Genomic DNA, 26,397 nt, shown 5'->3' on the forward strand with positions numbered 1-26,397 from the left:
CGACCCGTCGCCGCTCCCGTGCGGCGGCGGGTCATTCCGTCGCGTCGCTGATCCCCAGCCGCAGATGCTCCACGTGGTACACGGCCTGGTCGAGCAGCTCGGCGACATGGTGGTCGTGCAGCGCGTACACCACCGACCGGCCCTGGCGCTCTCCCACGACGAGGCCCAGGTTGCGCAGCAGCCGCAGCTGGTGGGAGCAGGCCGACTGCTCCATGCCGACCTCCGCCGCCAACTCGGTGGCGGGCAGCGGGCCTTCCCTCAGCCGGGCCAGGATCAGCAGCCGGGAGGGCGTGGACAGGGCCTGGAGCGTGGTGGCGACCTTGGCGACGTTGTCCGCGTCCAGACGCACGCGTGCGGCGGCGTCCTGCGCGGTGGTGGCGGCTCCGTGACCCATGCGCTCATCCTACTCACCACATATGAACACATGAATGAGTCTTCATCTGTTCCTGTATGGTGTGCCGCGTGTCCACCACGCTTGCCCCGACCTCCGCCCCCGCGCCCGTCAGCCGGGCGCCCCGCCGCCGCACCCGCGTCCTCGCCCTGCCCGAGGCCCGCTGGGCGCTCGTGTCCCTCGTCGCGTTCCTGCCGGCACTGCCCCTCGACCTCGGCGGCGCCCCCGCCTGGACGTACGGCCCGCTCTACGCGGTCGCCTACGCCGCCGGTGGCTGGGAGCCCGCCCTGGAGGGCCTGCGGGCGCTGCGCGAGAAGACCCTGGACGTCGACCTGCTGATGATCGTCGCGGCGCTCGGCGCGGCGTGCATCGGGCAGGTCCTCGACGGCGCCCTGCTGATCGTCATCTTCGCCACCTCCGGCGCCCTGGAGGCCCTGGCCACCGCCCGCACCGCCGACTCCGTACGCGGCCTGCTCGACCTCGCCCCCACCACCGCCACCCGCGTGAGCGGGGACCGCGAGGAGACCGTCCCCACCTCCGACCTCGCCGTGGGTGACGTCCTCCTGGTCCGGCCGGGGGAGCGGATCGGCGCCGACGGCACGGTCCTCGACGGCGCCTCAGAGGTCGACCAGGCGAACATCACCGGCGAATCCGTCCCCGTCCTCAAACGCCCCGGCGACGACGTCTTCGCCGGCACCCTCAACGGCACCGGTTCCCTTCGCCTGAGCGTCGACCGCGACCCCGCCGACTCGGTCATCGCCCGCATCGTCACCCTCGTCGAGGAGGCGTCCCGCACCAAGGCCCCGACGCAGCTGTTCATCGAGAAGATCGAACAGCGCTACGCGGTCGCCGTGGTGGCCGCCACCCTCGCCGTCTTCGGTATCCCGCTCGCCTTCGGTGCCGACCTCACCGACGCCCTGCTGCGCGCCATGACCTTCATGATCGTCGCCTCGCCCTGCGCGGTCGTCCTCGCGACGATGCCGCCCCTGCTCTCCGCCATCGCCAACGCCGGCCGGCACGGCGTCCTGGTGAAGTCCGCGGTCGCCATGGAACGCCTCGGCGAGATCGACGCCGCCGCCCTCGACAAGACCGGCACCCTCACCGAGGGCACCCCCGAGGTGACCGCCGTACGACCGCTGCCCGGCACCGGACTCGACGAGGACGCACTCCTCGCGCTCGCCGCCGCGGCCGAGCACCCCAGCGAACATCCGCTGGCCCGCGCGATCGTGGCCGCCGCCCGCGCCCGCGGCCTGCGCATCGCGTCCGCCCAGGACTTCACGGCCGCCCCGGGCCGCGGGGTCACCGCGGTCGTCGACGGCCACGAGGTGCGGGTCGGCCGCGCACCGACACCCGAGGGCGCCGGAACCACCGTCCAGGTCACCCGCGACGGCGCCCCCGTCGGCACCCTCGCCCTCACCGACCGGCTGCGCGCCGACGCCGCCGGGGCCGCCGCCGCGCTCACCGCCCTCACCGGCACCGCCCCCGCCCTCCTCACCGGCGACAACGCGGCCGCCGCCGCACGAGTGGCCGCCGCGACCGGCATCACCGACGTCCGCGCCGACCTGCTGCCCGAGGGCAAGGTCGAGGCCGTACGGGAGCTGGAACGGGCCGGCCGCAAGGTGCTCTTCGTCGGCGACGGCGTCAACGACGCCCCCGCGCTCGCCGCCGCGCACACCGGTGTCGCCATGGGCCGCGCCGGCTCCGACCTGGCCCTGGAGACGGCGGACGCGGTCGTGGTGCGCGACGAGCTGGCGGCCGTACCCGCCGTCGTCCGGCTGTCCCGGCGGGCGCGCGGGCTGGTGGTGCAGAACCTGGTCATCGCCGGTACGTTCATCACCGTCCTCGTCCTGTGGGACCTGATCGGGCACCTGCCGCTGCCGCTCGGCGTCGCCGGCCACGAGGGCTCGACCGTACTGGTCGGCCTCAACGGACTGCGGCTCCTGCGCGAGTCGGCATGGCGTTCCGAGTGACCGAGGAGACCCTGGTGACCAGGGCGATCCGGCGAAGCCCAGGAAGTGTGACGTCGATGTCGGAATTCCGCCAGCCCCGGCCCGGCCGGTGGTCCATCCTGGACGCATGCAGACGGGAATGCACACCGACACCGAGCGCTGCGTGCGCGCCGTCCGGTCGAAGGACGCGCGCTTCGACGGCTGGTTCTTCACGGCGGTCGTGACGACCGGGATCTACTGCCGGCCCAGCTGCCCGGTGGTGCCGCCCAAGCCCGAGAACATGACCTTCCACCCGAGCGCGGCGGCCTGCCAGCAGGCCGGGTTCCGGGCGTGCAAACGCTGCCGCCCGGACACCAGCCCCGGCTCCCCGGAGTGGAACCGGCGCGCCGACCTCACCGCCCGCGCCATGCGGCTGATCGCCGACGGCGTCGTGGACCGCGAGGGCGTACCCGGCCTCGCCGCCCGGCTCGGCTACAGCACCCGGCAGGTCGAACGCCAGCTCCTCGCCGAGCTGGGCGCGGGCCCGCTCGCGCTCGCCCGCGCACAGCGCGCCCAGACCGCCCGCCTGCTCGTCGAGACGACCCCGCTGCCTATGGCGGACATCGCCTTCGCGGCCGGCTTCTCCTCCGTCCGGACCTTCAACGACACGGTCCGCGAGGTCTTCGCGCTCTCCCCGAGCGAGCTGCGCACCCGCGCTCCGAAGAGCAGCGCCGCCGGCACCACCCCGGGCGCCCTCTCCCTGCGCCTCCCCTTCCGCGCCCCCCTCAACCCCGACAACCTCTTCGGCCACCTCGCCGCCACCGCCGTACCGGGCGTGGAGGAGTGGCGGGAGGGCGCGTACCGGCGCACCCTGCGCCTCCCGTACGGTCACGGCACCGTGGCCCTCACCCCGAACCCCGACCACATCGCCTGCCGTCTCACTCTGAGCGACCTGCGCGACCTGACCGTCGCCATCAGCCGCTGCCGGCGCCTCCTCGACCTGGACGCCGACCCGGCCGCGATCGACGACCAGCTGCGCACCGACGAGCTGCTCGCGCCGCTGGTCGACAAGGCGCCCGGCCGGCGTGTCCCGCGCACGGTGGACGAGGCGGAGTTCGCCGTACGGGCGGTGCTCGGCCAGCAGGTCTCCACCGCAGCCGCCCGTACCCACGCCGCCCGGCTGGTCACGGCACACGGCGACGCGGTCGACGACCCCGAGGGCGGCCTCACCCACCTCTTCCCGTCGGCGGCGGCGCTGGCGGAGGTGGACCCCCAGACCCTGGCGATGCCCCGCACCCGCCGCACGACCTTCACCACCCTCGTGTCCCACCTGGCCGACGGCTCGCTCAACCTGGGCGTCGAGTGCGACTGGTCCGAGACCCGCGCCCGGCTCCTCGCCCTCCCCGGCTTCGGCCCCTGGACCGCCGACGTCATCGCGATGCGCGCCCTCGGCGACCCCGACGCCTTCCTCCCCACCGACCTCGGTATCCGCCGTGCCGCCGCGGAGCTGGGCCTGCCCTCGACCCCGGCGGCGCTCACCGCCCGCGCGGCGGCCTGGCGGCCCTGGCGGGCGTACGCCGTCCAGTACCTGTGGGCGACCGACAGCCACCCGATCAACTTCCTGCCCGTGTAAGGAACAGTCCGTGGGAACCCTGAAACAGCACACCGTGATCGACAGCCCCTACGGCGCGCTCACCCTCGTCGCCGAGAACGGCGCCCTGTGCGGCCTCTACATGACCGAGCAGCGCCACCGCCCGCCGGAGGAGACCTTCGGAGCGCCCTCGTCCCCCGACGCGAGCCCGTTCGCCGAGGCGGAGGAACAACTGGAGGCCTACTTCGAGGGTGAACTGAAGGACTTCACCCTGGGCCTGGCCCTGAACGGGACCCCGTTCCAGCGCGCCGTCTGGGACCAGCTGCGCGAAATCCCGTACGGCGAGACCCGCACGTACGGCGAACTCGCCGCCGCCCTCGGCACCCCGAACGCCTCCCGCGCCGTCGGCCTCGCCAACGGCCGCAACCCGATCGGCATCATCGTCCCCTGCCATCGCGTCATCGGCGCGAGCGGCAGCCTCACCGGCTACGGCGGCGGCCTGGAACGCAAGCGGCGCCTGCTGGACTTCGAACGGGGCGCGGAGGCATCGGCGCCGGCGCTGTTCTGAGCCGGTCCCCGCCCGCGCGGCGAGCACGTGGTCCGCGCTACGCGCGCCGCACTCCGCCCCGCTCCGTCCGGCCGTCCTGGGGCTCCCGGTCCTGGGAGGCGGCTCAGCCCAGCCCGCGCAGCAGCTCGGGCAGGGCGGTGCCGATGGGTTCCCGGACGACCTCGTCGGCGAGCTCGTCGTACGGGGTCGGTTCGGCGTTGACGACGACCAGGCGGGCGCCGTGGTCGGCGGCCACCCCGGCCAGTCCGGCGGCGGGCTGCACCCGGAGGCTGGTGCCGACGGCGATGAACACCTGGCACGCCTTGCTGATGGCGGCCGCCTCGCCGAGCACCACCGGGTCGAGGCGCTCGCCGAACATCACGGTCGCCGACTTCAGGATGCCGCCGCACTCCAGGCACGGCGGGTCGTCCTCACCGGCCTCGACCCGGGCGAGGGCGTCCTCCATCGGCCCCCGGGCGTGGCAGCCGGTGCACACGTAGCTCCGCGCGGTGCCGTGCAGTTCGAGGACCTTGCGGGCGGTGAGCCCGGCGAGCTGGTGCAGGCCGTCCACGTTCTGGGTGATCACCCGCACCGGCACCCCGGACCGCTCCAGCTCGGCCACCGCACGGTGCGCCCCGTTCGGCTCGGCCCGCAGCGTCCGGTTGTCGCGCCGCATCAGCCAGGAGCGGCGCCGGATCTCCGGATCGCCCATGTAGTGCTCGTACGTGACGAGCTTCTCGGCCTCCGGATCGCGCCGCCACAGTCCGTTCGGCCCGCGGTAGTCCGGGATGCCGGAGTCGGTCGAGATGCCGGCGCCGCTCAGGATGGCGACGAGGGGCTTGCTGCTCATGCGGTCGAGGGTAGGGCGCCGGTGAGGGACCGGCGAACGGTTATCGGTCGACCCGGACGCCGTTCTCCAGCTCGGCCGTCCCCGACCCGTCCGCCAGCACGTCCAGCGCGGCGAGGACCCGGCCGTGCAGGGCGCCGAGCAGGTGGTCGCCCAGTTCCTCGCGCGGCACCAGCCGCCAGGACAGCAACTCCTCCTCCTGCAACCGGATCGCCTTGAGGTCGTCCTCGGCCAGGACACCGCCGTCGTACAGATACGCCACGATCGGCGGCCGGCCCGCCCCGCGCACCCAGTCAACGGCCAGCAGCCGGCCGAGTCGGACGTCCAGCCCGATCTCCTCCGCGGTCTCCCGCCGCGCACCCTGCCGCGGAGTCTCCCCGTCGTCCGATTCGATCGTCCCTCCGGGCAAGGCCCACCCCTTGCGGTAGTTGGGCTCCACGAGCAGCACCCTCCCCTCGGCGTCCCGGAAGACCGCGGCGGCACCGGCGAGGACGCGGGGGAGGCCGGCGATGTAGGTGGCGTAGTCAGCAGTGCTCATCCCGAAAGCGTAACGAGGCGGGGCCCTGCCGTGCCCCCGCCGTTCCAGGGTGCGGGCAGGGGCATGACGACGCGGCCGTCCTCCGGTTAAGGTCGCAGCGGCGCGACTGCCTTGACGTGCGCAAGGCTCGGAGAGCAAGGGGAGAGCAAGGTGGCTGACGCTGCAGTGGACGGGACCCGCCGGGTACTCGTCGCCGCGGACAAGTTCAAGGGTTCGCTGACGGCCGTGCAGGTCGCCGAGCGGGTGACGGCCGGCCTGCGCCGCGTCGTGCCGGACCTCGGCGTCGAGGCCCTGCCCGTCGCCGACGGCGGTGACGGCACCGTCGCCGCCGCGGTCGCGGCCGGGTTCGAACGCCGGGAGGTACGGGTCGCCGGGCCCCTCGGCGACGAGGTGACGGCGGCGTACGCGCTGCGCGAGGGCACCGCGGTCGTGGAGATGGCCGAGGCCAGTGGCCTGCAGCGGCTGCCGGCCGGCGTCCTCGCACCGCTGACCGCGTCCACGTACGGCTCCGGTGAGCTGCTGCGGGCCGCGCTGGACGCGGGCGCGCGGACGATCGTCTTCGGGGTCGGCGGCAGCGCGACCACCGACGGTGGCGCCGGGATGCTGTCCGCGCTGGGCGCGCGGTTCCTCGGCCGGGACGGTGGTCCGCTCGCGCCGGGCGGGGGAGGCCTCGCCGACCTGGCCTCGGCCGACCTGTCGGGCCTCGACCCGCGGCTGTCCGGCGTCGAGCTGGTGCTCGCGAGCGACGTCGACAACCCGCTGACCGGACCGAAGGGTGCCCCGGCGGTCTACGGCCCGCAGAAGGGCGCCTCCCCACAGGACGTGGAGGCCCTGGACGCGGCCCTCGCACACTTCGCGGAGGTGCTGGAGCGGACGGAGACCGTGGGGGCGCGGGCCGCCGGGTACGCGGCCTCGCCGGGCGCCGGCGCGGCGGGCGGCATCGGGTTCGGTGCGATGCTGCTCGGGGCGCGCTTCCGGCCCGGCATCGAGGTGATGCTGGACGTGCTCGGCTTCGCACCGGCGCTGGAGCGGGCGGACCTGGTGATCACGGGGGAGGGTTCGCTGGACGAGCAGACCCTGCACGGGAAGGCCCCGGCGGGTGTCGCCGCGGCGGCCCGGGCCGCGGGCAAGGAGGTCGTCGCGGTGTGCGGGCGGCTGGCGTTGCCGGCCCAGGCGCTGGGGCGGGCCGGGATCCGGCGGGCGTATCCGCTGACGGATGTCGAGCCGGACGTGGCGAAGTGCATCGCGGACGCGGGGCCGATCCTGGAGCGGGTCGCGGAGCGGATCGCCCGGGACTTCCTGGCGTAGGGCTTCCGCCCTCGCGGCCCCTTCCCTTTCTCGACCCCGGAGGCGCCGCGCCCAAACCCCCGCCGCCCCTTCCCTTTCTCGACCCCGGGGGCGCCGCGCCCAGGCCCCCGCTTCGGCCCGAACGGCCTCGTCCTCGAACGCCGGACGGGCCGAGGTGCCGGTTGCGGCCCGTTCTCGAGCCGCCGAGTCGGGCGGTGGGCGGGCATAGGGCCAGGGGGTCCGGATGCCCCCGGCACGGCCGCCACCAGCGCCGGGCACGGACAAAGCGAAGGGCCCCGAACCCAACCAGGTCCGGGGCCCTCGAAGACGCCGTCACGGCAACTGCGCCGCGCGCGCCTCCCGTCGGTTGTCACGGAAGTTGTTCACCCGCCGAGCCGTGGCGAACAGCGGAATCACCGCGCCCATCACCAGCTGCAGCGCGCACCCGGTCTGCAGCAGCAGCTGCCCGCTCGGCGCGTCGAAGGCCCAGCCGGCCAGCAGCCCCATCGACAGGACGATCCACGAGAGCATCGCCACCGCGAGGCGCCCCCGCGGCTTCGGGTACTCGACCCGGCTCACCATCAGCCAGGCCGTGCCGATGATCGCGAGCAGTGTCGCCACGAAGGGCAGCTCCAGCAGGACGATCGACACCACCGTCAGCGCCCCGAACGGCGACGGCATGCCCTGGAAGGTGCCGTCCTTGACGGTGACGCAGGAGAACCGGGCAAGCCGCAGCACCACCGCCAGCAGCACCACGATCGCCCCCACCGCCGCCACCCGCTGGTAGGCGTCGTCCGCGACCATGCCGTAGACGAGGACGAAGTAGGCCGGCGCCAGCCCGAAGCTGATCAGGTCGGACAGGTTGTCCAGCTCGGCGCCCATGGGAGACGAGCGCAGCTTGCGCGCGACCAGGCCGTCGAACAGGTCGAAGATCGCCGCGCACAGCATCAGGATGACCGCGGTGGCCGCGCTGTGCCGGGCCATGCCCGACTCGTCGCTGCCCATGAGGTGCGGGATGAGGATGCCGGTGGTGGTGAAGTACACCGCCATGAAGCCGCACGTGGCGTTGCCGAGGGTGAGGGTGTCCGCTATCGACAGGCGGAGCGAGAGGGGCATCTCCTCCTCTTCGTCCACCTCGTCGGCCTCGGGCACCCAGCCGGCCTGGGTCTGTGGATCAATCACGGTCAATTCGAGTCACCCCAGCCACCGTCTTCTGACCCACCTCGACCGCGACCTCCACACCCTCCGGCAGGTACAGGTCGACGCGCGAGCCGAAGCGGATCAGACCGATCCGGTCGCCTTGCTCGACCTTCGTGCCCTGCGGCAGGTACGGGACGATGCGGCGGGCCACCGCCCCGGCGATCTGGATCATCTCGATGTCGCCGAGCTCGGTGTCGAAGTGCCACACCACCCGCTCGTTGTTCTCGCTCTCCTTGTTGAAGGCGGGAACGAAGCCGCCGGGAACGTGCTCGACCGACGTGACCTCGCCGGCCAGCGGGGCCCGGTTCACGTGGACGTTGAGCGGGCTCATGAAGATCGCGACGCGGGTACGGCCGTCCTTCCACGGCATGATGCTCTGCACCACACCGTCGGCGGGCGAGATGACCCGGCCCTGGGTGATCTCGCGCTCGGGGTCGCGGAAGAACCACAGCATCCCCGCCGCGAGCGCGGTGGCGGGGACGGCGACGGCCTTGGCGGCGCCGGAACGGCGGGCACGGAGAAGGCTGACGGCTGCGGTGGCGACGGTCGGCAGAAGCCACGGCGACGCTCCACGCGCGAGGCGTACGCCGGCCAGGCTGTCGCGAGATGCAGAGGTTTTGCTGTGGGGCATGGATGACCTTCGTAGCGGATGATGCCGCGCTTCGACGGGGGACGGCGGCTTTCCGGCGATCGTAGCGGCTTCCTGCCGCAACTGGGTAAGCCAGGAAGCCGAGTCGGCGGCCGAACAGTGCCTACGGGGTGTGACCTTCTTCTCCAAGAAAACACCCCGTATCCGGACATCTAACCCTGGAATCGATACTCTTCGAGCAGTCGGCGGCCGATGATCATTTTCTGGATCTCGGCGGTGCCTTCACCGATGAGCAGCATCGGGGCCTCTCGGTAGAGGCGCTCGATCTCGTACTCCTTGGAGAAGCCGTACCCGCCGTGGATTCGGAAGGCGTCCTCCACGACCTCTTTGCAGTATTCGGAGGCGAGGTACTTGGCCATACCCGCTTCCAGGTCGTTTCGTTCGCCCGAGTCCTTTTTGCGTGCAGCGTTCACCATCATCGCATGCGCCGCCTCCACCTTGGTAGCCATCTCCGCCAGCTTGAACTGAATGGCCTGGTGCTGGGCGATCTGCTTGCCGAAAGTGTGACGCTGCTGGGCGTACCGGACGCCGAGCTCGAAGGCACGCTGAGCGACGCCGCAGCCACGTGCCGCCACGTTGACGCGGCCGACCTCGACACCGTCCATCATTTGGTAAAAACCTCGGCCTGTGACGCCGCCGAGTACGCGATTGGCCGGAATGCGCAGGCCGTCCATGATGAGCTCGGTGGTGTCGACGCCCTTGTAGCCCATCTTGTCGATCTTGCCCGGGATGGTCAGTCCGGGGCGGACCTCGCCGAAGCCGGGCTCCTTCTCCACCAGGAAGGTCGTCATCGACCTGTGCGGCGCCGTGCCCTCGGGGTGACCCTCGTCACTCTTCACCAGAACGGCCACCAACGACGACGTGCCGCCGTTCGTCAGCCACATCTTCTGGCCGTTCAGGACGTACTCCTCGCCGTCCTTCACCGCCTTCGAGGAGATCGCCGAGACGTCGGAGCCGAGCGCCGGCTCGGACATCGAGAACGCGCCCCGGATGTCCCCGGCGGCCATACGGGGCAGGAAGTGGTCCTTCTGCTCCCGCGTGCCGTGCTGCTTGAGCATGTACGCCACGATGAAGTGCGTGTTGATGATGCCGGACACCGACATCCAGCCCCGGGCGATCTCCTCCACGCACAGGGCGTACGTCAGGAGCGACTCGCCCAGGCCGCCGTACTCCTCCGGGATCATCAGGCCGAACAGGCCCAGCTCCTTGAGCCCGTCCACGATGTCCTGCGGGTACTCGTCCCGGTGCTCCAGCTCGGTGGCGACCGGGATGATCTCCTTGTCCACGAAGTCCCGGACGGTGGAGAGGATCTCCCGCTGGACGTCCGTGAGGCCGTGGGTCTGGGCGAGGCGGCTCATCTACTTCCCCTCTTCCTTCAGCTCGGGCCGGCCGGGCTGCTCTCCCCCGGGGCCTGAATGGCCTGGGAGGGGCCCCCAGCCGCGCTCCTTGATGTACGTCTCGGTGGGCACCATCACCTTGCGGCGGAAGACGCAGACCAGCGTGCCGTCCTGCTTGTAGCCCTTGGTCTCCACGTACACGATGCCGCGGTCGTTCTTCGACTTCGACGGCCACTTGTCCAGGACGGTGGTCTGGCCGTAGAGCGTGTCGCCGTGGAAGGTCGGCGCCACGTGCTTGAGGGACTCGATCTCCAGGTTGGCGATCGCCTTGCCGGAGACGTCCGGGACCGACATGCCGAGCAGAAGCGAGTAGATGTAGTTGCCGACCACCACGTTCTTGCCGAAGTCCGTCGTCTTCTCGGCGTAGTTCGCGTCCATGTGGAGCGGGTGGTGGTTCATGGTGAGGAGACAGAAGAGGTGGTCGTCGTACTCCGTGACCGTCTTCCCGGGCCAGTGCTTGTACGTCGCCCCGACCTCGAACTCCTCGTAGGTGCGTCCGAACTGCATCGCGCTCAGCCCTCCGGGATCTCGAACTTCGACGTGCGCCGCATACCGGCGGCGCGGCCCTTGCCCGCGACGACCAGGGCCATCTTGCGGCTGGCCTCGTCGATCATCTCGTCACCGAGCATCGCGGAGCCCTTCTTGCCGCCCGCCTCGGACGTGCAGTACTCGTACGCGTCCAGGATCAGCTCGGCGTGGTCGTAGTCCTCCTGCGAGGGCGAGAAGACCTCGTTGGCCGCGTCGACCTGGCCGGGGTGGAGCACCCACTTGCCGTCGAAGCCGAGCGCGGCGGCGCGGCCGGCGACCTCGCGGAAGCCGTCGACGTTGCGGATCTGGAGGTAGGGGCCGTCGATCGCCTGGAGGTTGTTGGCGCGGGCGGCCATCAGGATCTTCATCAGGATGTAGTGGTAGGCGTCCGCCGGGTAGCCGGGCGGCTGCTCGCCCACGACCAGGGACTTCATGTTGATGGACGCCATGAAGTCGGCGGGGCCGAAGATGATGGTCTCGGTCCGCGGGGAGGCCTGCGCGATCTCGTTGACGTTGTTCAGGCCCTGCGCGTTCTCGATCTGCGCCTCGATGCCGATGCGGCCGACCTCGAAGCCCATCGTCTTCTCGATCTGGGTGAGGAGGAGGTCGAGCGCCACCACCTGCTGGGCGTCCTGGACCTTCGGCAGCATGATGCAGTCGAGGTTCGGGCCGGCGCCCTCCACCACCGTCACGACGTCGCGGTACGTCCACTCCGTCGTCCAGTCGTTGACGCGCACGACGCGGGTCTTGCCGGTCCAGTCGCCCTCGTTGAGGAACTTGACGATCGTGTGCCGTGCCTCCGGCTTGGCGAGCGGCGCGCAGGCGTCCTCCAGGTCGAGGAAGACCTGGTCCGCCGGCAGTCCCTGCGCCTTCTCCAGGAAGCGGGGGTTCGAGCCCGGTACGGCCAGGCAGGAACGCCGGGGGCGAAGACGGTTCGGGAGGTGTGCGGCGGAGCCGCTCGTCGGAAGGGTGGTGGCGGGCGACGGGTGGGCGGTCGTCATGCGGGGACCTCCAGGGGGTCGAGCTTGTTCGCGTTCCGGATCTCGTCGACGATCCGGCCGATGATGCCGGTGATGTCGAAGTCCTTCGGGGTGAAGACCGCGGCCACTCCCGCGGCCCGCAGTTCTTCGGCGTCACCGTTCGGGATGATGCCACCGGCGATCACCGGTATGTCTGTGGCACCGGCCACACGGAGCCGTTCGAGGACGTCCGGCACCAGCTGGGCGTGCGAGCCGGACAGGATGGACAGGCCCACCGCGTGCACGTCCTCGGCGAGGGCGGCGTCCACGATCTGCTCCGGGGTGAGCCGGATGCCCTGGTAGACCACCTCGAACCCGGCGTCGCGGGCCCGCACGGCGATCTGCTCGGCGCCGTTGGAGTGGCCGTCCAGGCCGGGCTTGCCGACCAGGAAGCGCAGCTTGCCGACGCCCAGGTCCTTGGCCGTCAGATCCACCTTGCGGCGCACCTCGGCCAGGGCCGAGCCCTCCTCGGCGGCGACCGCCACCGGGGCGGAGGAGACACCGGTCGGGGCGCGGAACTCGCCGAACACCTCGCGCAGTGCCCCGGCCCACTCGCCGGTCGTGACGCCGGCGCGGGCGCACTCCAGGGTGGCCTCCATGAGGTTGCCGGTGCCCTTGGCGGCCTCCTTCAGCTTCTCCAGGGCCTTGCAGGGGCGCGGGTGGTTGAAGGGGGGCTGGTACCGGGTGTCCCGCCAGTGCTGGAGCGAGGCGACGACACGGGCCTCCACCGCCGGGTCGACCGTCTGGACCGCGGTGTCCAGGTCGGCGGTCAGCGGGTTCGGCTCGGTGCCCTCGAAGGCGTTGACCCCGATGATCCTCTCCTCGCCCGACTCGATCCGGGCCCGGCGCTCGGCGTGCGAGGCGACCAGCTGCGACTTGAGGTAGCCGGACTCGACGGCGGCCATCGCGCCGCCCATCTCCTGGATGCGCTCGATCTCGGCGAGCGACTCCTCGACCAGCTCGTCCACCTTCGCCTCGACCACCTTCGAGCCCTCGAAGAGGTCGCCGTACTCCAGCAGGTCGCTCTCGTAGGCCAGCACCTGCTGGATGCGCAGCGACCACTGCTGGTCCCAGGGCCGGGGCAGGCCCAGCGCCTCGTTCCAGGCCGGCAGCTGCACGGCGCGCGCGCGTGCGTCCTTGGAGAGGGTGACGGCCAGCATCTCCAGGACGATCCGCTGGACGTTGTTCTCCGGCTGGGCCTCGGTCAGGCCGAGGGAGTTGACCTGGACGCCGTAGCGGAAGCGGCGGTGCTTGGGGTTCTCGATGCCGTAGCGCTCACGCGTGACGCGGTCCCAGATCCGCCCGAAGGCCCTCATCTTGCACATCTCCTCGACGAAGCGGACGCCCGCGTTCACGAAGAAGGAGATGCGGCCGACGACGTCGCCCATGCGTTCCTCGGGCACCTGGCCGCCGTCGCGCACGGCGTCCAGCACGGCGATCGCGGTGGACATGGCGTACGCGATCTCCTGTACCGGCGTGGCGCCCGCCTCCTGCAGGTGGTAGCTGCAGATGTTGATCGGGTTCCACTTCGGCATGTGGGAGACCGTGTACGCGATCATGTCCGTCGTCAGCCGGAGCGACGGCCCCGGCGGGAAGACGTGCGTCCCCCGGGACAGGTACTCCTTGACGATGTCGTTCTGGGTCGTGCCCTGGAGCCGGATGATGTCCGCACCCTGCTCCTCGGCGACGACCTGGTAGAGCGCCAGCAGCCACATGGCCGTGGCGTTGATGGTCATCGACGTGTTCATCTGCTCCAGGGGGATGTCCTGGAACAGCCGGCGCATGTCACCGAGGTGCGCCACCGGCACCCCGACCCGGCCCACCTCGCCGCGGGCGAGGATGTGGTCGGAGTCGTAGCCGGTCTGGGTCGGCAGGTCGAACGCGACCGACAGACCCGTCTGGCCCTTGGCGAGGTTGCGCCGGTACAGCTCGTTGGACGCCTCGGCCGTGGAGTGGCCGGCGTAGGTCCGCATCAGCCACGGCCGGTCCTTCTGGCGATCGGTCATGCGGCGCTCCTCAGATGTTCCGGAAGCGGTTGATGGCGTCGACGTGCCGGGCGCGCTTCTCCTCGTCGCGCACGCCCAGGCCCTCCTCGGGCGCCAGGCACAGCACGCCGACCTTGCCCTGGTGGAGGTTGCGGTGGACGTCGTACGCCGCCTGGCCGGTGTCCTCCAAGGAGTACACCTTCGACAGCGTCGGGTGGATCCTGCCCTTGGCGATGAGCCGGTTGGCCTCCCAGGCCTCGCGGTAGTTGGCGAAGTGGGAGCCGATGATGCGCTTCAGGGACATCCACAGGTAGCGGTTGTCGTACTCGTGCATGTAGCCCGAGGTGGAGGCGCAGGTGGTGATGGTGCCGCCCTTGCGGGTGACGAAGACGGAGGCGCCGAAGGTTTCGCGGCCGGGGTGCTCGAAGACGATGTCGATGTCCTCACCGTCGGTCAGTTCGCGGATGCGCTTGCCGAAGCGCTTCCACTCCTTCGGGTCCTGGGTGGTCTCGTCCTTCCAGAACTTGTAGCCCTCGGCGCTGCGGTCGATGATCGCCTCGGCGCCCATCGCCCGGCAGATGTCCGCCTTCTGCTCGCTGGAGACGACGCAGATCGGGTTGGCGCCGCCGGCCAGGGCGAACTGGGTGGCGTAGGAGCCGAGGCCGCCGCTCGCGCCCCAGATGAGCACGTTGTCGCCCTGCTTCATGCCGGCGCCGTTGCGGGAGACCAGCTGGCGGTAGGCGGTGGAGTTGACCAGGCCGGGGGCCGCGGCCTCCTCCCAGCTGAGGTGGTCCGGCTTCGGCATCAGCTGGTTGGACTTCACCAGCGCGATCTCGGCGAGGCCGCCGAAGTTGGTCTCGAAGCCCCAGATGCGCTGCTCCGGGTCGAGCATGGTGTCGTTGTGGCCGTCGGACGACTCCAGCTCGACGGAGAGGCAGTGCGCGACGACCTCGTCGCCGGACTGCCAGGCGTTGACGCCGGGGCCGGTGCGCAGCACGACGCCGGCCAGGTCGGAGCCGATGATGTGGTACGGCAGGTCGTGGCGCTTGGCCAGCTCGTTGGTGCGGCCGTAGCGCTCCAGGAAGCCGAACGTCGAAAGCGGCTCGAAGATCGAGGTCCACACCGAGTTGTAGTTGACCGAGGAGGCCATGACGGCCACCAGAGCCTCACCGGGGCCCAGCTCGGGCACCGGCACCTCGTCCAGGTGGATCGACTTGCGCGGGTCCTTGTCGCGGGTCTCGAGGCCCGCGAACATCTCGGTCTCGTCCTTGTGCACGGTGATCGCGCGGTACGACTCGGGGAGCGGCAGGGCGGCGATGTCGGCCGGCGTGGAGTCGGTCGACTGGATCGCGTCCAGGATGTCCTTCACGGTCACGGTGTTGCCTCCGGCGGTGAGCGCCCCGGGGAAGGGGCGCTGAGGGTTACGTCGGTGCTGATGAGGGTGGGTGAGGGTGCCTGTGACGCAGGCGTTCGGGCGCGCAGGGGATGAGATGCGGGGACAGCCCGGACACCTTCAACGTATGACACCCCGTGTCACCCCGCAAGGCACTGAGTGCCAGAAATTGCTCTCAGATGAAATCTTTACGCGACAGATGAGCGATGATCGATCGAACGGGGACCGAGGAGCCCCTGAAAAGGGGCACTGACATGCAAAAACGGCCACCCGACGGGTGGCCGTTGTCACAGTGGGCGAAGCGGGGTTCAGCGCTCCTTGAGTGCCTGCTCGATGGTGCGCATCACCTCGTGCAGCGGTGCGTCGGTACGTGCGACCGTCACCAGTACCTCGCCCTGCACGGAGGCCGAGGAGGCGGTCGGCCGTGCGGCGGAGGCCGTACCGCGCCCGGCGCCGATGCCCGTACCGAACGTCTTCCGTACGATCGCGAAAGCGTGGTCGAGCTGGGTCTCCACATCACCCTGCCCGCCCGCCCGCAGCCAGCGCCGCAGTACGTGGTTGTGGGCGGTGACCACGGCGGACGCGGCGACCTCGGCCAGCAGCGGGTCGTCGTTGGCGTCGTCGTCGTGCGCGTGCTCGTCGAAGTGGCCGAGCAGATAGCGGGTGAACAGGCGCTCGTAGCGGGCCACCGACGCGATCTCCGCCTCGCGCAGGGTGGGCACCTCACGCGTCAGCTTGTAGCGGGCGACCGAGATCTCCGGCCGGGCCGCGTACATCTTCATGACTTCCTTGATGCCCCGGCACACCGTGTCGAGCGGATGCTCGTGCGCGGGCGCCGCGTTGAGCACCGCCTCGGCGCGCACCAGGGTGTCGTCGTGGTCCGGGAAGATCGCCTCTTCCTTGGAGCGGAAGTGACGGAAGAAGGTGCGGCGGGCGACGCCGGCGCGGGCCGCGATCTCGTCGACGGTGGTCGCCTCGTACCCCTTGGCCGCGAACAGCTCCATCGCCGCAGCCGCCAGCTCCCGGCGCATTTTGAGCCGCTGGGCGGCGGCCCGGCTGCCGGCCGCGCTCTCCGGCGCGTCGGGCGTAGCAGGTGTACGTGAGGACTTGACGGGCTGGGACATGACCCGAACGTACTGCATGTGCGCGCGATCATGCGCGTGACCGGGGTTTCCCCCGCCCGGGGAGGACGGGGGAGGCCCGCCGGGGGAGGGCGGGGGAGGCCCGCCCGGACCGAGCAGTCCGCCCCAGTCCTCCGCGGGCCGGGACCGGCCGCCGGGACCGGAGTCAGCGGCGGGCATGTTCGCGGAAGCCGCGGCCCGTCTTGCGGCCGAGGCAGCCCGCGGCCACCAGGTGCTCCAGCAGCGGCGCCGGTGCCAGGCCGGGGTCGCGGAACTCGCGGTGCAGGACCTTTTCGATGGCGAGCGAGACGTCCAGCCCGACCACGTCGAGCAGCTCGAAGGGGCCCATCGGGTAGCCGCCGCCCAGCTTCATCGCCGCGTCGATGTCGTCGAGCGTCGCGTAGTGCTCCTGGACCATCTTCACGGCGTTGTTGAGGTACGGGAACAGCAGCGCGTTCACGATGAACCCGGCCCGGTCGCCGCAGTCCACGGCGTGCTTGCGGATCTTCGCGCAGACCTCGCGGACGGTGGCGTGCACGTCGTCGGCCGTCAGCACGGTGCGGACCACCTCGACCAGCTTCATGGCCGGCGCCGGGTTGAAGAAGTGCATGCCGATCACGTCCTGCGGGCGCGAGGTGGCGCGGGCGCAGGCGACGACGGGCAGCGAGGAGGTGGTGGTGGCCAGCACGGCGCCCGGCTTGCAGACCTTGTCCAGTGTGGCGAACAGCTGCCGCTTGACCTCCAGGTCCTCGGCGATCGCCTCCACCGCCAGATCGACGTCGGCGAAGTCGTCGTACGTGCCCGTCGGGGTGATCCGCTCCAGCGCCTGAGCGGCGGCCTCGGCGGTCAGCCTGCCCTTGTCGACGCCGCGGGCCAGGGACTTGCCGACCCGGGCCTTGGCCGTCTGTGCCTTCTCCGTGCTGCGGGCGGCGAGCACGACCTCGTACCCGGCTTTGGCGAACACCTCGGCGATGCCGGACGCCATGGTGCCCGAGCCCGCGACACCCACCGCGCGGACGGGACGGCCGGCCACCGGGTTGTCGCTCGTGCGCGGGGTCAGGGAGTCCGGTACGACGACCGCGCCGCCCGGCGCCTCGTAGGTGTAGAAGCCACGCCCTGCCTTGCGGCCCGTCAGGCCCGCCTCGCTGAGCTGTTTCAGGATCGGCGCCGGGGCGTGCAGGCGGTCGTGGGAGGCGGCGTACATGGCCTCCAGGACCGTGCGCGCGGTGTCCACGCCGATCAGGTCCAGCAGGGCCAGCGGCCCCATCGGCAGGCCGCAGCCGAGCCGCATCGCGGCGTCGATGTCCTCGCGGGAGGCGTAGTTCGCCTCGTACATCGCCGCGGCCTGGTTGAGGTAGCCGAACAGCAGGCCGTCGGCGACGAATCCGGGCCGGTCGCCGACCGCGACGGGCTCCTTGCCGAGGTCGAGGGCGAGGTCGGTGACGGCCGTGACGGCGCCCGGCGCGGTCAGCACGGAGGAGACGACCTCCACCAGCTTCATCGCCGGGGCCGGGTTGAAGAAGTGCAGGCCCAGCACCCGCTCCGGGCGGGCCGAGTCGGCGGCCAGCCGTGTCACGGACAGCGCGTTGGTGCCGGTCGCCAGGATCGTCCCGGGACGCACGATCCCGTCCAGCTCCCGGAACACCTGCTGCTTGACCTCGTACGACTCCGGGGTCACCTCGATCACCAGGTCGGCGTCGGCCGCCGCCCGCAGGTCGGTGGAGGTGCGGACGCGGGCGAGGGCGTCGGCGCGCTCCCGTCCGGTAAGGCGTCCGCGCTCTACGGCACGGGCGGTGGAGGACTCCAGCGCGGCGACGGCCGCGACGGCCTGCGCCTCACTGATGTCGATGCCGACGACGTCACGGCCGGCCCGGGCCAGGACCTCGGCGATGCCGGTGCCCATGGTGCCGAGGCCGACGACGGCGATGGTCCGGAGCGGGGACAGAGGGGTGTCGGACAGGGGAGTGGCCATCGCGGGACTCCAGGAAATTGAGGGTGACGACGGGAACACGCCCGGAAGCGCCGAGGGGCGCACCGGGTGCGTGAAGAGGGGGTGCGGGTGTTGCCGGGCTGACTGGCGCACACGCCCGGTGCCGCGTCGGAGGGCGTGCCCACGCCGACCGGCGGTGATTTCCGACCGGCCCTGTCCCGAGGCCGAGTCGTACTGCGGTACCCGATTGCGTGGGTACCGAACCGACTGCTCTCGCGGCGGCTGCGTCACCAAGCCACCGGGAGGAGTTGCGGCGAGTGGGTAACTCGCTCGTCTGAGATTAACTCGCGGGTAACGAGCGCGCCAGCCCTCGGTGTTCGTGATGTACGTCCCACACGCCCTGTGACGCCCCTAACCTCGGTGTCATGGACGAAGAGTTGCGAGCGCTCACGGAACGCTTACGGGTCGAGTCGGGTGACGGGCCGGGCGCCTCGGCGGCGTACGACCGTCTTGTGGCGACCGGGGACCTGGACGAGCTGGCCGCGGTGCTCGGTGAGCCGGGGCACCCGCTCTGGGCCCGGGAACTGGCCGCGTTCCGGCTGGGCGTGGCAGGGGACCGGCGGGCCTTCGAATCGCTCGTGCTGCTGCTGAACCACCGCGACCCACCGCGCTGCGCCTCCGCCGCCCACGCCCTCGCCCGGCTCGGAGACCCCCGCACCGCCCGCGCCGCAGCGGCCCTCGCCACCAACGAACTGCGGGTCGCCTACGCCCTGCATCCGGTGCGGCTGCTCGTCGAACTGCGGGCCCCCGAGGCGGTGCCCGCCCTCATCACCACGCTGGAGCGGCGGCTGCGCCCGCACGACCCGTACCGGCGTGTGGCGCTCGCCTGCGTCGAGGGCCTCGGCACGCTCGGCGACGACCGCGCCGGCCCCGTCCTGAACGAGGCCCTCGCCCACCCGGCCCTGGCCAAGGAGGCGGTACGGGCGCTGGCGCGGATTCCGGGGTCGCGGTGAGCCGTTCAGCCGGTCAGGCACCTGGCGTAGCGCACCTCGGGCACGGCGGCCCCCTCCACCTCGAACGGCTTCTCGGCCCCGTCGGCGCGGAAGCCCGCCCGTCCGTAGAAGTGCCGGGCGCGGGCGTTGCCCTCGAGTACCCACAGGAGCATGCGCGCGTGCTCGGCGGCCGCGCACCGGCGCGCCGACTCCCGGAGCAGGGCGTGCCCCACACCGGTGCCGAGACGCCCGGCGTCGACGTAGAGCGCGTACGACTCGGCGTCGGCGGTGAGCAGTTCGCCGTCCCGGAAGGGCCGTGACAGGACCAGCCGACGACCTCGCCGCCGTCGTCCTCGGCGACCAGGTTCACCACGTCGTCCGGGGTGCGGGGGAAGAGGTCACGGCGCCGCTCGGCGTCCTCGCTCACGTCGAGCCCGTCCAGGTACGACTGAGGCACGAGACCCCGGCACGCCGTCTGCCGGCCCCGGACCCGGATCGCGGAGACACGGTCGCAGTCGTCGAGCGTCATCTCCCGCACCCGCACCCGTGCCCCGGGCCCGCTCACCCGGCCACGACCGCGAACGCCTCGATCTCCATCAGGAACTCCGGTCGGACCAACCCCGCGACCTGTACCGCCGAGGCGGCCGGCAGCCGGTCGTCGGGTATGTGCTCGGCGCGGGCGGCGCGGATCGCGGACATGTGCGCCATGTCCGTCACGAAGAAGGTCAGCTTCACCACGTCGTCGAAGGTCGCGCCGGCCGCCGCCAGGCACCGGCGCAGGTTCTCGAAGACCTGACGGGCCTGGACCGCCGGATCGCCTTGTCCGACAAGCTCGCCGTCCTCGTCCAGGGCGAGCTGGCCGGAGACGGCCACGAAGCGCCCGGTACCGAGGACGACATGGGCGTACTGGGCGGCGGGTGCGACGCCGTCGGGGGCGGGGATCCTGGTCAGCTCACTCATACGTCCATGGTGGACCACGGCACTGACAACGCCTCCGACGGGCCGTCGGGCGGCTGCCGGCCGGGCCGTTCAGCAGGGGACCGGCTAACCCCGGAAGCCGAGCAGCCCGTGCAGCGTCGACCCGAGTGAGGACGTGGGCCCCGCCCCGGACTCCTCCAGCGGCTCGGGGCCGGGCAGTGCCGGGCACACCGCGTCCGCCTCGCCGCCGCTGCCCCGCGGCACGGTGCCGTCGGCCAGGTACGCGGCCAGGTGCTCGTCCAGGCAGGTGTTCCCGCTCAGCGTGATGCCGTGGTTCCCGCCGTCCTCCTCCACCACCAGGCTGGAGCCGCGCAGCAGCCCGTGTACGGTGACCCCGCCCTCGTACGGGGTGGCCGCGTCATCGGTCGCCTGGAAGAGCAGCGCCGGCGGCAGCTCGCGGTTGGCGACGTCCACCGGCTGACGCGAGGCCGTGGGCCAGAACGCGCACGGCGCGTTGTACCAGGCGTTGTTCCACACCATGAAGGGCGCCTTCTCGTGCAGGTTCCAGCTGTCGTCGCGCCACTCGTTCCAGTCGCGCGGCCAGACGGCGTCACGGCACTCCACTGCCGTGTAGACGCTGTAACCGTTGTCGCCGGGGGCGTCCACCGCCCCGAAGTCCTCGTACGCCTCGACGAGAGGGCCGGTGTCCCCGTCGTTCACGTACGCGGCGAACGCCTCCGCCAGGTAGGGCCAGTAGCCGTTGTAGTAGGCGCCGGGCAGGAAGGTGTCCTCCAGCTCCGAGGCGCCGACCCTCCCGGCCGCCGGCTTCTTCGCCAGCGCCGCCCGCGTCGCGTACCAGGTGGCCTCGATCCGCTCCGGGGCGGTGCCCAGCCCGTACACCGCGTCGTGCTCGGCGATCCAGGCCAGGAAGTCCCGGTGGCGGTCGTCGAAGGCGAGGTCCTGGCCCAGATTGGCCTCGTACCAGACGCCGGTCGGGTCGACGACGGAGTCCAGAACCAGGCGCCGCACCCGGTCCGGATGGAGCTTCGCGTACACGGCGCCCAGGTAGGTGCCGTACGAGTAACCGAAGTAGTTGATCTTCTGTGAGCCGAGTGCCGTGCGGATCGCGTCCATGTCCCGTGCGGTGCTGACCGTGTCGATGTACGGCAGCACGTCCGCGTACTTCTCGCCACACGCGTCGGCGAAGGACTTCACGCGTGTGAGGTTGGCCTTCTCGGTGGCCGGGGTCGCGGGGACGGAGTCCGGGCGCACCGGGTCGAAGTGGCCCGGCCGGCAGTTCAGAGCGGGCTCGCTCTGCCCCACGCCGCGCGGGTCGAAGCCGATGACGTCGTACTGCGCGGCCACCTCGGCGGGCAGCGAGGACGCCACGAACCCGGCGAGCGTCAGCCCGCTGCCGCCCGGGCCGCCCGGGTTGACCAGCAACGGCCCCTGGTACTTCCCGGCGGTGTGCGGGACGCGGGACAGCGCCAGCGCGATCTGCTTCCCGTCCGGACGCGCGTGATCGAGCGGCACCGTGAGGGACGCGCACTGAAGCGTCGGGTAGTCGTCCGTGCCGCACTCTTGCCAACTGGGCTCCGCGGTGTGCGAGGTGCCGGCGGGGTGCGGTCCGCCCGCCTCGGCGGAGGTGGCAGTGACGGTCCCGGCGGCGATGACTGCGGCGCCGCACAGCACGGCTGCGCGTTGTCTCATGACGTCCTTCCGGGACGGAGAGGCTGCGGTCCGCGCGGGTCGCGGTCCTCGCGGCATCGTCCCGGAGAGTGTCTCCAGAAGAACGCGTCCTGTTCACACTTGACCCAATTGGGTCGGCAGATGCCCTCGAATGCTCCCAAATCTGTCCAGATGTCCCCGGACAAGCCGGACATCCCCGTGCGCTCCCGGCCGGCGTCAGAGGAGTGAAAGCTGTACCGGCTCGGTCGCCGCGGGCCCGGCGGGCCGCGGTTGTCCAGGCTCCTCGATCCGTCGCGGCGTCCCCGCGCGCGCGGGCCCGATGCCGTACTCCCGTGCCAGGTCGTGCACCTGGCGCGTGATGCGGCGCTGGTACCACTTCGGGGCGTAGGCGCCCTCCGCGTACAGCCGTTCGTACCGGCGCACCAGGTGCGGGTGGTGCTGCCCGAGCCAGGCCATGAACCACTCCCGGGCGCCCGGCCGCAGATGCAGCACCAGGGGGGTCACCGAGGTGGCACCCGCGGCGGCGATGGCGCGTACGGTGGCGCGCAGTCGGGCCGGTTCGTCGCTCAGGAACGGGATGACCGGTGCCATCAGCACCCCGCAGCCGATGCCGTGCTCACCCAGGGTCCGTACGACCTCCAGGCGGCGCTCCGGCGCGGGTGTCCCCGGCTCCACGGTGCGCCACAGCTCGGTGTCGGTGAAGCCGACCGAGACCGAGATCCCCACGTCCGTCACCCGTGCCGCCCGCGTCAGCAGGTCCAGGTCGCGCAGGATCAGAGTGCCCTTGGTCAGGACGGAGAACGGGTTCGCCCGCTCGGTGAGGGCGGCGATGATGCCCGGCATCAGCCGGTAGCGGCCCTCGGCGCGCTGGTAGCAGTCGACGTTGGTGCCCATCGCGACGTGCTCGCCCTGCCAGCGGCGCGACGCCAGCTGGCGTCGCAGCAGCTCGGGTGCGTTCACCTTGACGACGATCTGGGAGTCGAAGCCGAGCCCCGTGTCGAGGTCCAGGTAGCCGTGCGTCTTGCGCGCGAAGCAGTACACGCACGCGTGCGTGCAGCCCCGGTAGGGATTCACCGTCCATTCGAACGGCATGCGCGAGGCGCCCGGCACCCGGTTGAGGATCGAACGGGCCCGCACCTCGTGGAAGGTGATGCCGCGGAACTCGGGCGTGTCGAACGTGCGGGTGGTGACCGCGTCCGCGCCGAAAAGCGCGGGGTCGGCGGCCCGGGCGTGGTCGGAGTCCGTGAGGTTCTCCCAGCGCATGGCGCCTCCTCGGTAGTGCTGCGCCCACACAATAGAACATTTGTTCCCTTGATCGTGTCGACGAGTCGCGCGGGGCCGCTTCGCGCCCCCCGATTTGGTGGCCGGGCGGTGGGGTGGTTGGCTTGCCCCGACCCCGAGAACCAGGCCCTGGAGGAACCCGATGGCGCAGGTCGAGGCGGAGACGGAGCGGATCGTCGCAGCGGACGCGGAGACGGTGTTCGACACCCTCGCCGACTACAGCGGCACCCGCGCGAAGCTGCTGCCAGAGCACTTCAGCGAGTACGAGGTCCGCGAGGGCGGCGACGGCGAGGGCACCCTCGTGCACTGGAAGCTCCAAGCCACCAGCAAGCGCGTCCGTGACTGCCTGATGGAGGTCACCGAGCCGACCGACGGTGAACTCGTCGAGAAGGACCGCAACTCCTCCATGGTCACCACCTGGCGGGTCACCCCGGCCGGGGAGGGCAAGTCCCGCGTGGTCGTCACCACCACCTGGCAGGGCGCCGGCGGCGTCGGCGGCTTCTTCGAGAAGACCTTCGCGCCCAAGGGGCTCGCCCGGATCTACGACGCGATGCTCGCCAAGCTCGCCGCCGAGGTCGAGAAGTAGTCAAAGGGCAGGCTCCGTGCGGCCGTTGAGCGGTCGCCGGCCGCCTCACCGGTTCGAGTGATCCCCGTGAGATACCGCCGTATGCCGTAACTCTTCGCACTTGTTCGCAGTTGTCGCATCAGGTGGCAATTGTGAGCAGGTGTGACGAGGGGAGCGGGACGTGGGCGGGATCACTCTGGTGCAGGACGAACCGGCCGCCGCACCCCCGACGCCTCCCGAGCCCCCCGCTCCCGGGCCGGAGTGGGACGCCGGGCTGAGTCCGCGTCGGGTCCGGCTGGTCTTCGTCGGTCTGATGCTGGCGCTGCTGCTCGCGGCACTGGAGCAGATGATCGTCGCCACGGCGCTTCCGAAGATCGTCGGCGAGCTGCACGGCCTGGACAAGATGTCCTGGGCCATCACCGCCTACCTGCTCACCTCCACCGTGGGCCTGCCGATCTACGGCAAGCTCGGCGACCTCTTCGGACGCAAGGGCGTCTTCCAGTTCGCCATCCTGGTGTTCGTCGTCGGCTCGGCACTCGCCGGCCGGGCACAGAGCATGGACCAGCTGATCGCCTTCCGCGCCGTGCAGGGCGTCGGTGCGGGCGGCCTGATGATCGGTGTGCAGGCGATCATGGCGGACATCGTGCCGCCCCGCGAGCGCGGCCGGTTCATGGGCCTGATCGGTGCCGCCTTCGGACTCGCCTCGGTCGCCGGCCCCCTGCTGGGCGGCTACTTCACCGACCACCTGTCCTGGCGCTGGTGCTTCTACATCAACGTGCCCTTCGGCCTGGTCACCATGGCCGTCGTCGCCGTCGTCCTGAAGCTCCCCAGGCCGCGGGTCAAGCCCCGTCTCGACATCCTCGGCGCGCTGCTGCTCGCCGCCGCCTCCACCTGCCTGGTGCTGCTGACCAGCTGGGGCGGCACCGAGTACGAGTGGGGCTCGCCGGTCATCCTCGGACTCGCCGCCGGAGCGGCCGGGGCCACCGTCCTCTTCCTGGTCGCCGAGCGCTTCGCGCCCGAACCGCTGATCCCGCTGCGGCTGTTCCGGGACTCCGTCTTCAACGTCACCGGCCTGGTCGGCCTCGTCATCGGCATCGCCCTGTTCGGCGCCGCCAGCTACCTGCCGACCTTCCTGCAGATGGTCGACGGCGCCACCGCCACCGAGTCCGGTCTGCTGATGCTGCCGATGATGGGCGGCATCGTCGGCGCCTCGATCATCTCCGGACAGCTCATCACTCGCACCGGGCACTACCGCTCCCACCCGATCCTCGGCAGCGCCCTGTCCGTCGTCGGCATGTGGCTGCTGTCCCGGCTCGACGCCGACACGCCCCGCCTGCACTACAGCATCTGGATGGCCGTCCTCGGCGCCGGCATCGGCATGGTGATGCCGGTCCTGGTCCTCGCCGTGCAGAACTCCGTGCGCCCCACCGACCTCGGCACCGCCACCAGTGCCAACAACTACTTCCGGCAGATCGGCGGCAGCGTCGGCGCGGCCATCTTCGGCACCCTCTTCGCCGACCGGCTCACCGACGCCCTGGCCGACCGGCTCCCCGCCGAGGCGGGCGCCGGACTGCCCGACGCCGAGGCCATCACCCCGGAACTCGTCCATTCCCTGCCCCCGGCGCTGCGCGACGCCTACATCGGGGCGTACGCCGACGCCATGCCGCGGATCTTCCTCTACCTGGTGCCGGTGCTCGTCCTCGGGCTGCTCATCGCCTTCTTCCTCAAGGAGAAACCCCTGGTGTCCCACAACGCCCCCGTCACCGAGCCGGAGACCGCACAGTACGTCGCCCCCGTCCCACAGGCCCGATCGCCGTACGCCGCCGGCATCCCCGTCTGCGGCACGGTGCAGCATCCCGACGGCACCGTCGTGCCCCGCGCGGCGCTCACCCTCATCGACGTCGGCGGGCAGCAGATCGGCCGGGGCGCCAGCGGCGACGACGGACGGTACGCGCTGGCCACGCCCGGCTCGGGGTCGTACGTCCTGATCGCCGCGGCAGGCGGCCACCAGCCGCAGGCCGTCTCCGTGACCGTAGGCGAACGCCCGGTGGAACTGGACGTGGTCCTGGGCGGCGCCGGCCGCCTCGCCGGCAGCGTGCTCACCGCGGACGGCAGCCCCGTACGCGACGCGACCGTCACGCTCACCAACGTCCACGGCGAGGTCGTCGCCACCACCCGCAGCGGCCGGGAGGGCGGCTACGTCATCACCGAGCTGGTGGCCGGCGAGTACACCCTCGCCGGCAGCGCCCCCGCCTTCCGCCCGGCCGCGCTGCCCGTCAGCGTCCAGGCCGCCCGGGAGACCCGCCAGGACGTCGAGCTGGCCGGCGGCGCCGTGCTGCGCGGCACCGTGCGCGCCAGTGGGGGACGGGCCGTGGAGGACGCGCGCGTGACACTGCTCGACGCGGCGGGCAACGTGGTCGACACGCTGACCACCGGGCCCGACGGAACCTTCCGGTTCGTCGATCTGTCGTCCGGCGAGTACACCGTCATCGCCGCCGGCTACCCGCCCGTCGCGACCGTGCTCCAGATGGCCGGCGGCGGCCGCACGGAACGCGACCTCCAGCTCGGGCACGAGGACTGAGACCGGGCACCGGCGCGCGG

General features: G+C 71.6%; 22 protein-coding genes and 1 pseudogene. 7 read left to right on the forward strand and 16 right to left on the reverse strand.

Annotated elements, in window-relative coordinates; translation table 11 throughout:
* Positions 1-31: 31 nt before the first annotated feature.
* Positions 32-394 (reverse strand): ArsR/SmtB family transcription factor, encoded by a 363-nt coding sequence (locus tag ACH4F2_RS05185; protein ID WP_398131320.1) that lies wholly within the window; start codon positions 392-394, stop codon positions 32-34.
* A gap of 56 nt (positions 395-450) precedes the next feature.
* Here ACH4F2_RS05185 and ACH4F2_RS05190 point away from each other — a divergent pair, with 56 nt between their 5' ends.
* From ACH4F2_RS05190 to ACH4F2_RS05200, 3 genes are all read left to right on the forward strand, one after another.
* Positions 451-2,361, forward strand: a complete 1,911-nt coding sequence (locus ACH4F2_RS05190) for a heavy metal translocating P-type ATPase (RefSeq protein WP_398131321.1) — start codon at positions 451-453, stop codon at positions 2,359-2,361.
* Positions 2,362-2,479: 118 nt separating this feature from the next.
* Positions 2,480-3,952 carry an AlkA N-terminal domain-containing protein gene (locus tag ACH4F2_RS05195; RefSeq protein ID WP_398131579.1) on the forward strand — a complete coding sequence of 491 codons (1,473 nt, stop codon included), beginning with the start codon at positions 2,480-2,482 and terminating at the stop codon, positions 3,950-3,952.
* Between the two features lie 19 nt (positions 3,953-3,971).
* Complete coding sequence (locus ACH4F2_RS05200; protein WP_398131580.1) at positions 3,972-4,478, forward strand: methylated-DNA--[protein]-cysteine S-methyltransferase; 507 nt, start codon at positions 3,972-3,974, stop codon at positions 4,476-4,478.
* 103 nt (positions 4,479-4,581) lie between these two features.
* On the opposite strand, the gene ACH4F2_RS05205 is transcribed toward ACH4F2_RS05200, so the two are convergent.
* Both ACH4F2_RS05205 and ACH4F2_RS05210 read right to left on the reverse strand, forming a co-directional pair.
* Positions 4,582-5,307, reverse strand: a complete 726-nt coding sequence (locus ACH4F2_RS05205) for an SIR2 family NAD-dependent protein deacylase (protein WP_398131322.1) — start codon at positions 5,305-5,307, stop codon at positions 4,582-4,584.
* Between the two features lie 40 nt (positions 5,308-5,347).
* Positions 5,348-5,842 (reverse strand): NUDIX domain-containing protein, encoded by a 495-nt coding sequence (locus ACH4F2_RS05210; protein ID WP_398131323.1) that lies wholly within the window; start codon positions 5,840-5,842, stop codon positions 5,348-5,350.
* A 165-nt stretch (positions 5,843-6,007) separates the two neighbouring features.
* Here ACH4F2_RS05210 and ACH4F2_RS05215 point away from each other — a divergent pair, with 165 nt between their 5' ends.
* Positions 6,008-7,150 carry a glycerate kinase gene (locus ACH4F2_RS05215; RefSeq protein WP_398131581.1) on the forward strand — a complete coding sequence of 381 codons (1,143 nt, stop codon included), beginning with the start codon at positions 6,008-6,010 and terminating at the stop codon, positions 7,148-7,150.
* Between the two features lie 312 nt (positions 7,151-7,462).
* On the opposite strand, the gene pssA is transcribed toward ACH4F2_RS05215, so the two are convergent.
* The 9 genes from pssA to ACH4F2_RS05260 form a co-directional block, all read right to left on the reverse strand.
* Entirely contained in the window at positions 7,463-8,281 is an 819-nt protein-coding gene (pssA, locus tag ACH4F2_RS05220; RefSeq protein ID WP_398131582.1) for a CDP-diacylglycerol--serine O-phosphatidyltransferase, read from the reverse strand.
* A 22-nt stretch (positions 8,282-8,303) separates the two neighbouring features.
* Positions 8,304-8,960 carry a phosphatidylserine decarboxylase gene (locus tag ACH4F2_RS05225; protein WP_398131583.1) on the reverse strand — a complete coding sequence of 219 codons (657 nt, stop codon included), beginning with the start codon at positions 8,958-8,960 and terminating at the stop codon, positions 8,304-8,306.
* A gap of 170 nt (positions 8,961-9,130) precedes the next feature.
* The gene (locus ACH4F2_RS05230) at positions 9,131-10,336 is read right to left on the reverse strand and encodes an acyl-CoA dehydrogenase family protein (RefSeq protein WP_398131324.1); all 1,206 of its coding nucleotides are present in this window, start codon (positions 10,334-10,336) and stop codon (positions 9,131-9,133) included.
* Positions 10,337-10,882: a MaoC family dehydratase gene (locus tag ACH4F2_RS05235; protein WP_398131325.1), complete on the reverse strand. Its 546-nt coding sequence runs from the start codon at positions 10,880-10,882 to the stop codon at positions 10,337-10,339.
* Between the two features lie 5 nt (positions 10,883-10,887).
* Entirely contained in the window at positions 10,888-11,904 is a 1,017-nt protein-coding gene (locus tag ACH4F2_RS05240; RefSeq protein ID WP_398131326.1) for an HpcH/HpaI aldolase/citrate lyase family protein, read from the reverse strand.
* Complete coding sequence (locus tag ACH4F2_RS05245; protein WP_398131327.1) at positions 11,901-13,928, reverse strand: protein meaA; 2,028 nt, start codon at positions 13,926-13,928, stop codon at positions 11,901-11,903. The genes ACH4F2_RS05240 and ACH4F2_RS05245 overlap by 4 nt, the downstream gene beginning before the upstream one ends.
* Before the next feature lie 10 nt (positions 13,929-13,938).
* Positions 13,939-15,282, reverse strand: a complete 1,344-nt coding sequence (ccrA, locus tag ACH4F2_RS05250) for a crotonyl-CoA carboxylase/reductase (protein WP_398131328.1) — start codon at positions 15,280-15,282, stop codon at positions 13,939-13,941.
* Between the two features lie 326 nt (positions 15,283-15,608).
* Complete coding sequence (locus ACH4F2_RS05255) at positions 15,609-16,424, reverse strand: TetR/AcrR family transcriptional regulator (RefSeq protein WP_398131329.1); 816 nt, start codon at positions 16,422-16,424, stop codon at positions 15,609-15,611.
* A 163-nt stretch (positions 16,425-16,587) separates the two neighbouring features.
* Positions 16,588-18,393, reverse strand: a complete 1,806-nt coding sequence (locus ACH4F2_RS05260; RefSeq protein WP_398131330.1) for a 3-hydroxyacyl-CoA dehydrogenase family protein — start codon at positions 18,391-18,393, stop codon at positions 16,588-16,590.
* A gap of 383 nt (positions 18,394-18,776) precedes the next feature.
* Here ACH4F2_RS05260 and ACH4F2_RS05265 point away from each other — a divergent pair, with 383 nt between their 5' ends.
* Positions 18,777-19,364 (forward strand): adenylosuccinate lyase, encoded by a 588-nt coding sequence (locus ACH4F2_RS05265; protein WP_398131331.1) that lies wholly within the window; start codon positions 18,777-18,779, stop codon positions 19,362-19,364.
* 5 nt (positions 19,365-19,369) lie between these two features.
* On the opposite strand, the pseudogene ACH4F2_RS05270 reads toward ACH4F2_RS05265, so the two are convergent.
* From ACH4F2_RS05270 to ACH4F2_RS05285, 4 genes and pseudogenes are all read right to left on the reverse strand, one after another.
* Positions 19,370-19,872 (reverse strand): annotated as a pseudogene (locus ACH4F2_RS05270) (GNAT family N-acetyltransferase).
* Between the two features lie 32 nt (positions 19,873-19,904).
* Entirely contained in the window at positions 19,905-20,303 is a 399-nt protein-coding gene (locus tag ACH4F2_RS05275; protein WP_398131332.1) for a RidA family protein, read from the reverse strand.
* A gap of 84 nt (positions 20,304-20,387) precedes the next feature.
* The gene (locus tag ACH4F2_RS05280) at positions 20,388-21,971 is read right to left on the reverse strand and encodes an alpha/beta hydrolase (protein WP_398131333.1); all 1,584 of its coding nucleotides are present in this window, start codon (positions 21,969-21,971) and stop codon (positions 20,388-20,390) included.
* Positions 21,972-22,166: 195 nt separating this feature from the next.
* The gene (locus ACH4F2_RS05285; RefSeq protein WP_398131334.1) at positions 22,167-23,213 is read right to left on the reverse strand and encodes an Rv2578c family radical SAM protein; all 1,047 of its coding nucleotides are present in this window, start codon (positions 23,211-23,213) and stop codon (positions 22,167-22,169) included.
* Between the two features lie 160 nt (positions 23,214-23,373).
* Between ACH4F2_RS05285 and ACH4F2_RS05290 the strand changes: the two genes are divergently transcribed.
* Both ACH4F2_RS05290 and ACH4F2_RS05295 read left to right on the forward strand, forming a co-directional pair.
* A complete protein-coding gene (locus ACH4F2_RS05290) occupies positions 23,374-23,817 on the forward strand; it encodes an SRPBCC family protein (protein ID WP_398131335.1) in 444 nt (147 codons plus the stop codon).
* A 160-nt stretch (positions 23,818-23,977) separates the two neighbouring features.
* A complete protein-coding gene (locus ACH4F2_RS05295; RefSeq protein ID WP_398131336.1) occupies positions 23,978-26,377 on the forward strand; it encodes an MFS transporter in 2,400 nt (799 codons plus the stop codon).
* Positions 26,378-26,397: the final 20 nt, after the last annotated feature.

Source organism: Streptomyces sp. NPDC017890, from assembly GCF_044328675.1.
Taxonomy (GTDB): domain Bacteria; phylum Actinomycetota; class Actinomycetes; order Streptomycetales; family Streptomycetaceae; genus Streptomyces.